Genomic DNA, 13,486 nt, shown 5'->3' on the forward strand with positions numbered 1-13,486 from the left:
TGGACCCACCTGATCCCATGCCGAACTCAGTAGTGAAACGAAACAGCGCCGATGATAGTGTAGCATTTGTTATGTGAAAGTAGGTCATCGCCAGGCTCCAAATAAAGAAAGCCCGACTCATAGAGTCGGGCTTTTTTACGTCTGCAGGATATTGAAACAGCGAGCAAGGTGCAAGGTGGCGAGTGTCGCTCAGGCGCTCATCTGAAAGCAGTACACCCCCATATATCGGTTGTCGCGATAAATCACGACCTACTGTTTTGCAATCAGCGTGCGGGTATTTTATTGTAGGTCAGGCTTTAGCCTGAAGGCATATACAGTATTCCCCAGAGCCCCATATACTCTTTTCTCAACGCATTCTTATTGTTAATCAGTGGTTTACAGCGTGTTCAGAATAAATTTAAATAAGAGTAATACCAATCTACTTAGAAACGGGGGCTATTTAATTTCAAGAAAAATGCGCTATAACGAGGCAAAAGTTTTTAACGACGTTATAGCGTGATTTAATTCGTTAAATTTTTCAAATATTTATTCAGATTAGTATAGCGATAGCTCATAACTTTACTTTGTTTATGAACTACTTTACTAACGCTATGTAGCTCACTAGTTTAATGCAATAGGTTTAGTATCGCTTTAGGTAATAATATCAATCGACTTAAATATTTAACCACTCTAGCGGGCTAAATAAAGCGCTAACTGTGTTATAAATTTTTCATGTAGAACAACTGCATGTCAAAATTTATGCCTTGTTATCACTGTATTTACCTGTCGCTATAAGTGGTCAGTAACTTAACACGATTGGTATAATAACAAAAAGCTCATATTAAAAATATGAGCCCCTAGAATAAACCATAGCCTTCTGTTTCTTCAGCATGCTGTTGGGCTAAGTGAGCGGGGCGAAATATAGCACTAGGATCTATGAGTACGCTGTGCTTACCTTCAAGCTTTATTAAGCCGCACATCATACTTTTAGTCTGAGGGTCTATATCAAAACCAATATCGGTTAGCTTATCAAGAGGTTTAATGTTCTCTTTTTGATAACTGATATTATCTTCAACTTTATCAACTAAAAGGCCTATATGAGGGGTTCGGCCATCTTTAGTGGTGAAAATAATGATAGGTTTATAGTCCAAAATTATTTGCTCTTTAGCGGATTCAAATAATCGAATTAGCTGCATAAAGCTATTGCTTCGCTCGTGGCTTAGTTCCTGTAAAGCCTGTTTAATCGCTCCTTGTTTAACTAATTGAATAATCATATTTGAGCGTTCATAAAGCCGCTCATAAGGAATTTTAAAGCGCTCAATAATAGCTTGAAGATCTTCATTCTCGGTTTTAAAGTTGCTGTACCATTTAGTGAAGTTTGATTGTTGGATATCATCACTTTGATTAAATATTTGGTTTTGATTTATACTGTTTTCCAGTGCATTAAACCATTGATATTGCTTTTCTTCCCATTCGTTAAATAAGTTACTTAGTAGTTGATTACTTGCTTGGGTAGATTGTTTATTGAGAATGAGCCCTAGATCAAAGATTGGAGTAGGCGTTTCCATATAATCTTTAACGCCAATGAAACTTTTATTATCGTTTGGTAATGAGGTTAAATTATCTTCAAAGCGCTCTGTTAAAAGTATATCGAGAATCTTTAATGAAATAGTTTTCTGACCTACTCTAAAATTAATTAAATCCATACGTTCCTCACGTCCCAAATTAGTAATTTAAGGATAGAACATAATTTAGAAAAGACAGTGATTTCGCTGATTTTTTAGAAAACAGAACGATAGATTATACGTTTATTCTGGTCTGTTTTATTTACGAACAATGAGTTTACCTTTTTATCCTCACGGAATACTCTATTTAATTGTAGAATCAAACAGCGGCGCTGTAGTGGTAATGAACAGCGCTTTACAGCAGAACTAAACACCATTGCATTAAGATAGCCTTCAAAATGAAGCCGATTAGGCTCATCAATTTTTGCTAGGAGCATGTCTTTAATAAATTCACGGCACCAGTATGCATCACACTCTTTTGGATTAGGGACGACCTCAGTAACCATAAGTTTACTCGGCTGTTTAATGCGATCAAATAAGTCCTGACTTGATACAAAGGATACGCTTGTATAGTCAGGTGAAAAATTGAGTTGATAAGCTTTATTTATAAATTCAGCTAATGGTTTGTATGTACCGACAAGTGCAATGGCTGTTACATTACTGGATTTTAATTGTTTAAGTGCGCTATCTATATCATTGCTATTACGTCGGTAACGAGCAACTTGAATTGGTTTAAGGTTATAAGAAGCAAGCGATTTAATTAGGGCACTTTCGACAACATGGCCAAATTCATCGGCTTGAATTAAAAAACCAATTTTAGAGTGCTTCAACTCTTCTACGAGGTATTTAATTTGCTCTCGAACTTCATCATAGTAACTAGCGCGGATGTTAAATACATTTATCGTTGGTTGGTGGTGTAAAAAATCAGCACCGCTATAGGGCATTAAATAAGGGGTTTTTACCCGTTCAAGAATAGGAGTAATTGCATGACTTGTAGGAGTTCCCATCGCACCAAACAGAGCATCGACTTTATCTTGGTAAATAAAGTGACGAGTATTGCTGACCGCCCTTTTTGGTTCATAGCCATCATCAGCCACGAGTAGCTCTACTCGAGCTCCATTTATACCGCCATTGTTATTTATTTTATTAAAATAAGCATTACTACCTTGGTAAAGTTGCTCGCCAATTTGTTTAGCTGGGCCACTCAATGCTGTAGACATGCCTAATTTTATAACCTGCTTTTCCTCGGCATAGATAAAATTACTCATGAAAAGAAAAAGGAGTAAAAGAGTACTAAGGTAACTTTTTAAGTAAATATTGCTCATACCAGTTATTAACAGCCTGCTTAAATAGTTTATCGAGTGATTTTTTACCACTGATCTGGAAAACTATTTGTACTTTTTTTGGTGACCAGTTTTGTAATATTAGCCTAATAATAAGGTGTTTGGTATTTTCATCACAATTGAAAAAACTGTTTGGTGTACGCCAGAGTGCGCGCCATAGTAAAGGCTTTATAGCAAATAGCTGATAATCTGTTGTTAATAAGGCTGTAAGACGTTGATCTAACTTGTTATCAACACTTTCCTGTGCACAGCCGTTTAGTATTTGTTCGACTAATTGCTGATCCAATTGACTGAAATGATCAAGGAGCTGTAATGCAAAGTCTGATTGAAAATGAGCTGCAAGATCATTAATTAATAGATCATCGTCAGTTAGGGGCTTAACCATTAGAGCCGCATGTTCAGCAGTGGCTTTATCTTGTGCGAAGCCTAGTTTAAGTAAGTCAAATCCAGCATTTTGCCAAAACTTGAGTAGTGTTGCATTAGCACCAAAACTTGCCCCAAACCAATGGCAAGTTGAGGCTAGTTGCTGTTCACAATGGCTAATAAGTTGCGAGCCAATACCTTTGCTATGTTCTGATGGTGCAACGGCAATACGAACAACACGAGCAGATAACTTTGTAAGTACGTCAGCATCAATACTTAGCTGGGCTAATGTTTGCGCCATTAAATGCCCTTGGGGACGACGCTTACCACTGACTATTTGTGCGCTTATATCAACGGGTAAACCACCTTCAATCGCAATTAAACATACGGCAATAATGCAATTTTGTTGCTGACACACAAATATACGCTGCCTAGTTGCATCGAGTAAATGGCGTAAGTCATTCACGCTGGTTTGGTAATGTGCTAATGCCAACAGTCCTATCACTTGGCGTAGTAAAACCTCATTTTTGGCAAGGTTCTGAGCATTTAATTCAGAAAAGTGAAGGAGGTTAGTATTCAGAACAATACTTTGATGATCCGCATCAAGTGCTAACAAATTACAAATATGCTGCTCGAGGGGATCATTCGCTGCAAAGCGGATTGGCTGTTCTAAAGTAACACTGCTCATATTTTTATAATGATGCTCCAAATAGTGTTTGAACTTTAATGTATACCCGCGACCGTTTCCTTCATAACCTATTATTGTGCTGGCAAATACAATACGAGGATAATGTGCGAGCATTTTAATTAGTAGTGGTACTGGGATCGCAGCGGCTTCATCAACCAGCAACACATCACATTCTGGTAGCTCATTAAGTAACTGATCGGGTGCAACATAATGTAGGTTGGCGAGTTGTTTATTTTGTGCTTGATAGGTGAGCTCTCGCTCTATTGCAAAGTGTTTAAAGCAGCTGTGCAAGGCATTAAATTGTTGTGAGCAAATGAGTATTTTTTTGCCTATTAATTTTGCGGCTGCAAGGCCCAAAGAGGCGGATTTTCCACGGCCGCGATCTGCACTGATTAATAATGGTCTATTGGCCCTTCCTGTCGCTGTTTTAACTATTTGATCGATACAATATTGTTGTTCAGTTAAGTCTATTTTACCAGCTAGCTGACTCGTGTTAGGTGATTGCTGCCAGCCTGTCTGTTGGCTCAAATGCAGTAATAGATCGTTACAGAGTAAACGTGCGAAGCGTTGGTTAAAATAACTGTATTGTTGCTGCGTTTCAAATGATTGAAACGCAGTAAGTGCAGGGTCGCACCAATGGTGTAACTCATTAAGCTCAGGCAACAGTAGAATAAACAACCCGCCAGCCTGGACAGTGCCACTGAGGGCTGCAAACTTATCAGGTACTAACCCACTAAACCCATCATAAATAACATGTTGAAATTCTTGGCCGAGAATCTGGTGAGTATGTTCGGGCCAAACACTGTTTGTGAGATCAGGACTGTTTGATAATACTTTTACATGCGGGTTGTTAAGTTGGTTGAGTAATTCATTAGCTTGCTGATAACACCAATTTTGTTCGCCAGTAATTAAGAGCAACTGCCTATGCTTAGCATAGGCAAGTTGCGTTAGAGTATTTTGTAGTAGCGAGTTAAATAGCTTGTAGTCGTGCATAAACAGTTACTAACCACTTACTACCAAAATCATCAAAATTCACTTGTACGCGAGATTGTGCACCACTACCTTCATAGTTAATAACTGTTCCCATACCAAACTTTGCATGTAATACATGTTGGCCTAAGTTAAAACCACTTTCTTCAAATGTGGCATGACTTACTGATGAGCTAAAACGTCCTGATGCAGGTGGGCGTGATACTTGTGTTTTAATGCGAATTTCTTCAATGCAATCCTCAGGCATTTCGCGTAAAAAACGTGACGGGCTGTGGTATTTTTCTTGCCCGTAAAGGCGGCGAGTCTCGGCGTGACTGATATACAGTTTTTCCATCGCACGAGTCATGCCTACATAACAAAGGCGACGTTCTTCTTCTAAGCGACCTGACTCTTCATTACTTTGTTGTGAAGGGAACATACCTTCTTCAACACCTACCATAAATACCAGTGGAAACTCTAGACCTTTCGCTGAGTGTAAGGTCATCATTTGCACTGCATCTTCGTGCTCTTGTGCTTGACCATCGCCAGACTCGAGTGAGGTGTGCGCTAAAAAACCTTGTAAAGGAGAGCTATACTCTTCATCTTCCGGCAGCTCATATTGGCCACAGGCACTGATCAGCTCCTCTAAATTTTCTACACGAGCGCGGCCTTTTTCACCTTTTTCAGCCTGATACATCGCCATCAAACCTGATGTTTGAATCGCGTATTTGGCTTGCTCTTCTAACGTGAGATCGCTAATTTTATCTTCAATATGCTCTACTAGTTCAACAAACTTAGTAACAACGGTTGCTGCACGGCCTGATAAATGTTGTTGCTCAACAATCGCTTTAGCGGCGTACCACAATGGTAATGATTCGCTACGGGCACAGTCGCGTATATGGCTCAGGGTTTTATCACCTATACCACGGGCTGGGGTGTTAATTACTCGCTCAAAAGCGGCATCGTCTTGGCGATTACCTACTAAGCGTAAATATGCGAGTGCATCTTTAATTTCTTGACGTTCAAAGAAGCGCATACCGCCATAAATGCGGTATTTTAAACCTTCTTGGAGCATAGCTTCTTCGAGAACGCGTGATTGTGCATTACTACGGTACAAAATAGCGGCATCTTGCAGGGCGTTCCCCGCGTTCAACCAGCTGCGTAATTTACTACTAACAAAGCGTGCTTCATCTAATTCGTTAAAGGCAGCATAAACTGAGATTGGCTCACCATCATTACCATCAGTCCAGAGGCTTTTTCCCATACGATCTGAGTTATTTTGAATGAGTGCATTAGACGCTTTTAGAATGGTGGCAGTAGAACGATAATTTTGTTCTAGGCGAATAGTTTCGGCCTTAAAGTCGGTTAAAAAACGTTTAATGTTTTCAATTTTAGCACCACGCCAGCCGTAAATACTTTGGTCATCATCGCCAACAATCATAATACTATTAGTGTCGCCTGCCAGCAATTTAAGCCATGCATATTGAATAGTATTAGTATCTTGAAACTCGTCAACTAACATGTGGGCAAAGCGTTGCTGGTAATGGCGAAGCAAGGTGGGGTTATTTTTTATAACTTCAAAACTGCGTAGTAAAATTTCTGCAAAATCGACTAAACCGGCACGGTCACATGCTTCCTGATAAGCGGTATACACTTTTAACATCATTTGTTCGTTGATGTCATAAGCTTGAATATCTTTAGGGCGCAGGCCTTCGTCTTTTTTGGCACTGATATACCAACCAAACTGTTTAGCAGGCCATTTTTTATCATCAATATTCATGGCTTTTAATAAGCGCTTGATCATGCGCAGCTGGTCGTCAGAGTCTAAAATCTGAAATGCCTCTGGCAAATTAGCTTCGCGATGATGGGCGCGTAAAATACGGTGTGATAAGCCATGGAAAGTACCAATCCACATTCCACCAACAGGAGCTTGAAGGGCTTCTTCAACGCGAGAGCGCATTTCTTTAGCTGCTTTATTAGTAAAGGTTACCGCAAAAATACTGTAAGCCGAAGCTTGCTCAACTTGCATTAACCACGCGATACGATGAACCAGTACTCGAGTTTTACCAGAGCCAGCACCAGCGAGCACCAACATATTTTGTAGTGGAGCAGCTACGGCATCCCGTTGTTTGTCATTTAAGCCATCGAGTAATTCTGAAACGTCCATCATCACGCCTTTTCAATCAATATTGAAGGCAGTATAACAGGTGTTTTTGTTAGGCTAAATAAAATACTGTTTTTATAAACAGTTAATTTAAAAAATGTTCTTTATTCTATTTAGTGAGTTTTTTAGCTAAGCTATCATGCGCATGATAATGTTGCCGTAGTAAATTTGACTTATATTTAGTGAAAATAACGATTTTGGTAAAAAGAAATGATGCTATATTATTTTAAGCTTTTGATTTTAATCGGTTTTAATAATTGGCATGATGTGTGTAAGTATCTAATAAGAAATTAAATTAATAATTGAGGTTAACATGGCAGATCAAGGTTCTGGCGGTAATGTAATTGCGGCAATTTGTAATATCTTTTTTCCAGGTTTAGGGCAGTTGGTGCAAGGACGTATTTTGTCGGCTATCTTTTTTGCACTAGCCATTATTATAAGTTATGCGCTTGTTTATGTATTAATCGGTTTTGTACTAGTACCTATTATTTACTTATGGTCGATAATTGATGCCGCTCGCTATAGATCATGACGTTAGAAGTTAATAATAGCGCCCTTTGGCGCTATTATTGTTTTTGGTGTTGTGCTTTTACAATTTGGGTATAATTGCATAATTATAGGTTCATAAGTGATATATATGGAATATCAATTTATACGCGATCCAATCAGTGGCCTGCGCATTAAAATTAGCAGCGAACATGCAGTAATAGGCCGTTGGCTTAACGAAGAAATTGGTAAAGAAAAAATAGCCATGGTACAAGCATTAATAGCATCAGTTGCAAGTAGCTTTGAGCCGCTGACTTTACAAGGCCAAGAAATTGATTTGATCTTAAATAAAGACGAAGCTATTTTTGAAGCGCACGCATTACACCAAGATTCTGAAGATTTAATCGCATATCAAGACGATGAGCTAATGCTTGAAGAAAATGGTTTAAGCAGTGGTTGTGGGTTTGAAGACTTTATTGATTTGATTAATTCATGGCAAGAATTTACCACAGGAAGGTAAGCAGAGCATAGGCTCTGCTATTTGGCTATATTACTGCTCAGACACTGATTTAACAGCAGCAAGTAATAAATTTTCGGTCAGACGTACTTTATAGTTAGGGTTAGCGTATTGAAAATGCACGAGCCCTTTTTTATCTACCACAAATACCGCAGGCACAGGCAGTGCAACTTTAGCTTTACCATCGAGGGACACAAAATTCACCCCTAGTTTATTACGGTAAATAGTCGCTGTTTTATCATCTAAATAAAATGCAAGGCCAAGCGCTTGGCTTAAGGTAAGGCTATCGTCAGAAAGTAACTGATAATTAGGGGTGTCAATTTTACTCTCAGCGAGCTTTTCAGGGCTGTCTGGTGAGATTGCAATAATTTGTGCACCTAATTCAGCTAGTTCAGCTTCTATTTTTTGTATACTCGCAAGTTGCTTTGAGCAATACGGGCACCAGCCACCTCGATACACTATTAACACCGTTGTTTTTTCTGCAAAACGCTCAGCAAGATCAACATTGTGACCATCTTTATTCTTTAATGTTGTTGCAGGTATAGTCAGTCCAGGCATCAGTGGGCTGACTTTTTCAGCTGCTGAGGCAATATTCGTTGCGGTTGCAGCTGATACCGATGCTGTTATAAGCATAGAGCAAGCAAATAAAATAGGTTTTAGCATGTAATTCCCTTGGTAATTTTTGAAACGTGCGGCTTAGATGACAGACTAGCAAGATAAACAATTTCATCAAACTTAATTTATCTGTATTATTAGCAGTAATTAAATAGAGTAACTGGGATCGAAATGTCTGCCAATTTAAGTAAACTAGTAGTGATGCTAGAAATGCAAAATGCCATGAATACTAAAGTACATGACCAATGGTTTAGCCAAGGGTTTGAGTGGAATCGTGCTATTTGGGTTGAATGCGCTGAAATGCTTGATCATTACGGTTGGAAATGGTGGAAAAAGCAAACTCCAGATACCGAACAAGTTATTTTAGAGCTTGTTGATATTTTTCATTTTGGTTTATCGCTACGCATTGATGGTAAAACTAGTTACTTAGATTTAGCTAAGCAACTTGAACAACAGTTAAGTGCACCGCAGCAAGCTGATGACTTCAAACAAACATTAGAAATTCTAGCGGCGTCAGCTGTTGCAGATAAAACCTTTAACGCTGCTGCATTCGCAGGTTGCATGGTGCAAATAGGTATGGATATTGATGATTTATACCGTGGTTATGTAGGTAAAAATACGCTTAACTTTTTCCGTCAAGATCATGGTTACAAAGACGGTAGCTATATTAAAGAATGGCATGGACAAGAAGATAACGAGCATTTAGTTGAAGTAGTTAAAAGCCTTGATACTGAACATGCTGATTTTGCAAAGCTTGTATACCAAGGCTTGGAGGCGCGTTACCCTAAGAGTTAAGGGTGGACGTGGCTAAAATCAGTAATATTTAAATAGTCACTAATTTCATTGTGTGGTTGCTTGCTATCAGGGTTTGCAACCGCCAATAAATGACCAATACCAAACTCTTTCGCGGCTTTTAACACACTTAAACTGTCGTCAATAAATAGTGTTCGTTGTTTATCAAACTCTAAATCTGCATGTACTTGTTGCCACAAACTTTGATGCTCCTTACTTACACCGTATTGATGAGTAGACACCACACCATCCAAATAATTATCAATGGCTGTTTTTTCGAACTTTAAAATAACACTTTCAGGGTGCGCGTTGGTCAATAAAATAAGCTCTTTACCAGCTTGGCGCAGTGCAGTTAAAAAAGCAGGCACATCTTCACGTACTTTAATAAGGTGCTGTGTTTGGCGTTTAAGCTCCATAATTGGCAGATTAAGCTGCTGCTCCCAGTAATCTAAACAGTACCATTGAATTTGCCCATGAACTGCTTGATAACGTTTTGCAATATCAGCTTTTGCTTCATCCAAACCAATATTGCGCACAATAGCATGCTGCTCAGGAATAACGTTTAGCCAAAAGTGATTATCGAAATGTAAATCAAGGAGTGTGCCATCCATATCGAGTAATACAGTATCGATTTTTGACCAATTTAGCATAGGAATTTCCACTTATAGGGTTTATGATTAAACTAACTGCCATGATAGCAAATTAATGCCGATGACACAGAAAAAGCACCCAACACCACCTGAAATTCTCAGTGACGAAGTCGTCGCTAAAAGCCGTTTATTTACGGTTGAATCCTTAGAATTAAAATTTTCAAATGGCGAGCAGCGCCAATATGAGCGGATCCGTGGCGGTGGCCGGGGGGCGGTAATGATAGTGCCACTAAATATAGACAATGAACTGCTGCTAGTTCGTGAGTACTGTGCTGGCACCAATGATTATCAACTAGGCTTTCCCAAAGGGTTAATCGACCCCGGTGAAACACCAGAGCAAGCAGCAAACCGAGAACTTAAAGAAGAGGTTGGCTTTGGTGCTGAGCAACTCCAACCATTAAAAGTAGTATCAATGGCACCGAGCTACTTTAATGCAACAATGCATATTTTATTTGCTCAGCAGCTTTATCCGCAAACACTTATAGGTGATGAACCAGAACCATTAGTGGTTGTTAAGTGGCCATTAACCGATTGGCAGTCATTATTACAACAATCAGACTTCACAGAAGCACGAAGCGTTGCAGCTTTGCTATTATTAACTAAGCATTTAGAATCTGGAGCTGCCAATGAATAAATTACTAGAGCCTTGCATTGAACTTGCACAAAGTGCAGGGGCAGCCATTATGGCTATTTATAAACATGGTGATATCGGTCAACAAGAAAAGTCGGACCATACCCCTGTTACTAAGGCGGACTTAGCTGCAAATGATGTACTTGTCGCCGGCTTAAAAGCACTCGCACCCGATATCCCTATTATGTCTGAAGAAACGCCCATTCCTGCACTTGCGGATAGGCAAGATTGGCAACGTTATTGGTTGCTGGATCCTATGGATGGTACAGGGGAGTTTATTTTAGAAAGTGGTGACTTCGCTGTAAATATTGCCTTGATTGAAAATAATCGTCCGGTACTTGGTGTGATCTATTGGCCAGCAAAAGAAACCACTTATTTTGCTAGCTATCAAAATGGTGCATTTAAGCGTGTTGCCGGTATAGAGCAGCAGATCAATGTTGCTACCCCTGATAACCTAACTTTAGCCGTTAGCCGACGCCAAAAGATTGAAGCGGTGAGTCAATACTTAAATGCACAGTTTACAACCGTTGCAGTTGGCTCATGCTCTTTAAAGGCATGTATTGTTGCTGAAGGGAAAGCTGATTGCTTTTTACGTATAGGTCCAACGGGTGAATGGGATACAGGCGCTTCACAAATTATTGTAGAAGAAGCGGGTGGTTGTATTACCGATGCCGAATTTAACCCGTTAACCTATAATCAGCGTGAAAGCACTGAAAATCCTGACTTCATTGTGATGGGGCACCCTGATTGGGAGTGGCAAAAAATGATTAATCCGCATCAAAGAGCACTTTAATTCGTATTTTGATTGCTTTTTGTTCGGTTGAACAGTTTTAAGTGGTTTAACTCTTGCATTATATTATGATTCCTATACTATAGCGCTCTCTTCGAAACAGGTTCGAAAACAATACGAAACTGTTGAAAAGAAATTACAGGCGCGGGATGGAGCAGTCTGGTAGCTCGTCGGGCTCATAACCCGAAGGTCGTCGGTTCAAATCCGGCTCCCGCAACCAACTTTTTATAAAAATTTGGTTACTGTAAACTCTTGGTTAGAGTGAAAATTAACTAGTCGATAGACTTTAAATACACAGGCGCGGGATGGAGCAGTCTGGTAGCTCGTCGGGCTCATAACCCGAAGGTCGTCGGTTCAAATCCGGCTCCCGCAACCAATTTTAAATTGGAAGCCAAGTTGTCATGTATAGCAACTTTAAATAATTCTACAATTTCAGGCGCGGGATGGAGCAGTCTGGTAGCTCGTCGGGCTCATAACCCGAAGGTCGTCGGTTCAAATCCGGCTCCCGCAACCACTGAAATAAAAGTGAAAGTAAGAATGAATCGACACTCTATATGAGTGTTTTTTTATGCCTGAAATTTAGTAACACGCATAGACTGGGTTGCTCATAAACACTGGCTCCCGCAACCACTGAAATAAAAAATAGTAATATTAAACAGACGCGCCTAAGCGTGTTTTTTTATGTATGAAATTAAGTGAAATGCATAGATTGGGTTGCGTATAACCCGAAGATCGTCGGTTCGCTTTTCATAAACACTGGCTCCCGCAACCACTGAAATAAAAGTGAAAAGTAAGAATGAATCGACACTCTATATGAGTGTTTTTTATGTCTGAAATTTAGTGAAATGCTTATATCAATTTTATTAAAAACATGGTCATGCTAGCAAATTAAATTACTCACTAACTACGTTAAAAATTACTTATATAGAACAACTACATATCATAATTTTTGCATTGTTATTGAGCCATTTTCTTGTCGCAATAATAGATCACTAATTTAATGCAATTGGTATATTAGGCTGTTATGAATCTTACTTCCAAAGATCTGGGTCGTCATTTGCGTTTAAATTACTATTGTTGAGGACTTGTGCGAATCGATTTGCAAAAATACCTAAATATCCCCATGCCGCAAAGAATATTGCAGTGACAAGAATAACCAAACCAATTATTTGCAGGCTGAAGTGAGTATAGTAACCAAGGGCAATAAATATCACGGCCAGCACAAACAGTGCAAGGCCGCGTAAAAAGCGTTTTAAGCTGAGCTTAGGCTCTGAGCCTAAGCGATATATCAGCGGCTTTAACATAGCTGAAGACTATTAATAGTAAGAATGTTCGCCAGCTTTGTGATCAGTTATATCAGCAACGCCAGTGATTTCGTCAAACTTAGCTATCATTTCTTTTTCGATACCTTCTTTTAACGTGACATCGATCATTGAGCAACCATTACAGCCACCACCAAATTGTAAAACTGCAATACCTTCTGCCGTTACTTCAACAAGGCTTACTTGGCCACCGTGGTTTGCTAACTGAGGGTTAACCTCGGTTTCTAGCATGTGTTGGATGCGCTCATTAAGTCCTGCGTCATCACCAATTTTACGTGCTTTAGCATTTGGCGCTTTAAGGGTCAGCTGTGTGCCCATATTGTCGGTGACGAAATCGATTTCAGCTTCTTCTAAGAAAGGTGCGCTTTCAGCATCAACAACAGCATCAAAACCATTAAATGGTAGACGAATATCGCTTGCTTCTACAGCATCTTCAGGGCAATAAGAAACACCACATTCCGCTTGTGATGTACCAGGGTTAACAACAAACACACGGATGTTTGTTTTTTCAGCTTGGTCAGCTAATAATTTTGCAAAATGCGATTGTGCGGTTTCGGAAATAGAAATCATAAAACAACTATACTTGACTAAATTACTCGGATACTGGTTATC

General features: G+C 39.4%; 13 protein-coding genes, 3 tRNA genes and 1 rRNA gene. 9 read left to right on the forward strand and 8 right to left on the reverse strand.

The genetic code is table 11. The annotated features are described in order from the left end of the window. Nucleotides 1–96 (forward strand): 5S ribosomal RNA (rrf, locus tag ADS77_RS17455); the annotation flags it as partial. A 740-nt stretch (nt 97–836) separates the two neighbouring features. Here the strand turns inward: rrf and ADS77_RS17460 are convergent. The 4 genes from ADS77_RS17460 to uvrD form a co-directional block, all read right to left on the reverse strand. Continuing rightward, nucleotides 837–1,685, reverse strand: a complete 849-nt coding sequence (locus tag ADS77_RS17460; protein ID WP_054206357.1) for a chemotaxis protein — start codon at nt 1,683–1,685, stop codon at nt 837–839. 74 nt (nt 1,686–1,759) lie between these two features. Beyond that, nucleotides 1,760–2,764: an ABC transporter substrate-binding protein gene (locus tag ADS77_RS17465; RefSeq protein WP_231659094.1), complete on the reverse strand. Its 1,005-nt coding sequence runs from the start codon at nt 2,762–2,764 to the stop codon at nt 1,760–1,762. 73 nt (nt 2,765–2,837) lie between these two features. Continuing rightward, nucleotides 2,838–4,931, reverse strand: a complete 2,094-nt coding sequence (locus ADS77_RS17470) for a GNAT family N-acetyltransferase (RefSeq protein WP_054455561.1) — start codon at nt 4,929–4,931, stop codon at nt 2,838–2,840. Continuing rightward, nucleotides 4,909–7,074 carry a DNA helicase II gene (uvrD, locus tag ADS77_RS17475; RefSeq protein ID WP_054206360.1) on the reverse strand — a complete coding sequence of 722 codons (2,166 nt, stop codon included), beginning with the start codon at nt 7,072–7,074 and terminating at the stop codon, nt 4,909–4,911. The genes ADS77_RS17470 and uvrD overlap by 23 nt, the downstream gene beginning before the upstream one ends. A 310-nt stretch (nt 7,075–7,384) precedes the next feature. On the opposite strand from uvrD, the gene ADS77_RS17480 reads away from it, so the two are divergent. Both ADS77_RS17480 and ADS77_RS17485 read left to right on the forward strand, forming a co-directional pair. Then, entirely contained in the window at nt 7,385–7,603 is a 219-nt protein-coding gene (locus tag ADS77_RS17480; protein ID WP_054455563.1) for a hypothetical protein, read from the forward strand. Between the two features lie 105 nt (nt 7,604–7,708). Further along, on the forward strand, nt 7,709–8,077 hold the full coding sequence (locus ADS77_RS17485; protein WP_054455565.1) for a YacL family protein: 369 nt from the start codon (nt 7,709–7,711) through the stop codon (nt 8,075–8,077). Between the two features lie 30 nt (nt 8,078–8,107). On the opposite strand, the gene ADS77_RS17490 is transcribed toward ADS77_RS17485, so the two are convergent. Further along, complete coding sequence (locus tag ADS77_RS17490; protein WP_054455567.1) at nt 8,108–8,737, reverse strand: peroxiredoxin-like family protein; 630 nt, start codon at nt 8,735–8,737, stop codon at nt 8,108–8,110. Between the two features lie 123 nt (nt 8,738–8,860). On the opposite strand from ADS77_RS17490, the gene ADS77_RS17495 reads away from it, so the two are divergent. After that, the gene (locus ADS77_RS17495) at nt 8,861–9,484 is read left to right on the forward strand and encodes a dUTP diphosphatase (protein ID WP_054206364.1); all 624 of its coding nucleotides are present in this window, start codon (nt 8,861–8,863) and stop codon (nt 9,482–9,484) included. Here the strand turns inward: ADS77_RS17495 and yrfG are convergent. Next, entirely contained in the window at nt 9,481–10,131 is a 651-nt protein-coding gene (gene yrfG / locus ADS77_RS17500; protein WP_054455569.1) for a GMP/IMP nucleotidase, read from the reverse strand. The genes ADS77_RS17495 and yrfG overlap by 4 nt on opposite strands. A 61-nt stretch (nt 10,132–10,192) precedes the next feature. Between yrfG and nudE the strand changes: the two genes are divergently transcribed. From nudE to ADS77_RS17525, 5 genes are all read left to right on the forward strand, one after another. Further along, on the forward strand, nt 10,193–10,765 hold the full coding sequence (gene nudE, locus ADS77_RS17505) for an ADP compounds hydrolase NudE (protein WP_170174314.1): 573 nt from the start codon (nt 10,193–10,195) through the stop codon (nt 10,763–10,765). Then, a complete protein-coding gene (gene cysQ, locus ADS77_RS17510) occupies nt 10,758–11,555 on the forward strand; it encodes a 3'(2'),5'-bisphosphate nucleotidase CysQ (RefSeq protein WP_054206367.1) in 798 nt (265 codons plus the stop codon). The genes nudE and cysQ overlap by 8 nt, the downstream gene beginning before the upstream one ends. Before the next feature lie 140 nt (nt 11,556–11,695). Beyond that, a tRNA-Met gene (locus ADS77_RS17515) sits at nt 11,696–11,772 on the forward strand. 79 nt (nt 11,773–11,851) lie between these two features. Beyond that, a tRNA-Met gene (locus tag ADS77_RS17520) sits at nt 11,852–11,928 on the forward strand. A 61-nt stretch (nt 11,929–11,989) separates the two neighbouring features. Further along, nucleotides 11,990–12,066: transfer RNA gene (locus ADS77_RS17525), tRNA-Met, on the forward strand. Nucleotides 12,067–12,583: 517 nt separating this feature from the next. Here the strand turns inward: ADS77_RS17525 and ADS77_RS17530 are convergent. Together ADS77_RS17530 and nfuA are read right to left on the reverse strand one after the other, a co-directional pair. Next, on the reverse strand, nt 12,584–12,856 hold the full coding sequence (locus tag ADS77_RS17530) for a hypothetical protein (RefSeq protein WP_054206368.1): 273 nt from the start codon (nt 12,854–12,856) through the stop codon (nt 12,584–12,586). A gap of 12 nt (nt 12,857–12,868) precedes the next feature. Beyond that, the gene (nfuA, locus tag ADS77_RS17535; protein ID WP_054206369.1) at nt 12,869–13,444 is read right to left on the reverse strand and encodes a Fe-S biogenesis protein NfuA; all 576 of its coding nucleotides are present in this window, start codon (nt 13,442–13,444) and stop codon (nt 12,869–12,871) included. Nucleotides 13,445–13,486: the final 42 nt, after the last annotated feature.

The sequence above is a fragment of the Pseudoalteromonas porphyrae genome, assembly GCF_001298125.1.
Lineage (GTDB): Bacteria > Pseudomonadota > Gammaproteobacteria > Enterobacterales > Alteromonadaceae > Pseudoalteromonas > Pseudoalteromonas neustonica.

What these genes read in the sequence shown, in the direction of transcription:
- nfuA (WP_054206369.1), bottom strand. Translation starts at nt 13,444, where the DNA reads ATGATTTCTATTTCCGAAACCGCACAATCGCATTTTGCAAAATTATTA.
- ADS77_RS17470 (WP_054455561.1), bottom strand. Translation starts at nt 4,931, where the DNA reads ATGCACGACTACAAGCTATTTAACTCGCTACTACAAAATACTCTAACG.
- ADS77_RS17465 (WP_231659094.1), bottom strand. Translation starts at nt 2,764, where the DNA reads ATGTCTACAGCATTGAGTGGCCCAGCTAAACAAATTGGCGAGCAACTT.
- ADS77_RS17480 (WP_054455563.1), top strand. Translation starts at nt 7,385, where the DNA reads ATGGCAGATCAAGGTTCTGGCGGTAATGTAATTGCGGCAATTTGTAAT.
- yrfG (WP_054455569.1), bottom strand. Translation starts at nt 10,131, where the DNA reads ATGCTAAATTGGTCAAAAATCGATACTGTATTACTCGATATGGATGGC.
- cysQ (WP_054206367.1), top strand. Translation starts at nt 10,758, where the DNA reads ATGAATAAATTACTAGAGCCTTGCATTGAACTTGCACAAAGTGCAGGG.
- ADS77_RS17530 (WP_054206368.1), bottom strand. Translation starts at nt 12,856, where the DNA reads ATGTTAAAGCCGCTGATATATCGCTTAGGCTCAGAGCCTAAGCTCAGC.
- nudE (WP_170174314.1), top strand. Translation starts at nt 10,193, where the DNA reads ATGACACAGAAAAAGCACCCAACACCACCTGAAATTCTCAGTGACGAA.
- ADS77_RS17460 (WP_054206357.1), bottom strand. Translation starts at nt 1,685, where the DNA reads ATGGATTTAATTAATTTTAGAGTAGGTCAGAAAACTATTTCATTAAAG.
- ADS77_RS17495 (WP_054206364.1), top strand. Translation starts at nt 8,861, where the DNA reads ATGTCTGCCAATTTAAGTAAACTAGTAGTGATGCTAGAAATGCAAAAT.
- uvrD (WP_054206360.1), bottom strand. Translation starts at nt 7,074, where the DNA reads ATGGACGTTTCAGAATTACTCGATGGCTTAAATGACAAACAACGGGAT.
- ADS77_RS17485 (WP_054455565.1), top strand. Translation starts at nt 7,709, where the DNA reads ATGGAATATCAATTTATACGCGATCCAATCAGTGGCCTGCGCATTAAA.
- ADS77_RS17490 (WP_054455567.1), bottom strand. Translation starts at nt 8,737, where the DNA reads ATGCTAAAACCTATTTTATTTGCTTGCTCTATGCTTATAACAGCATCG.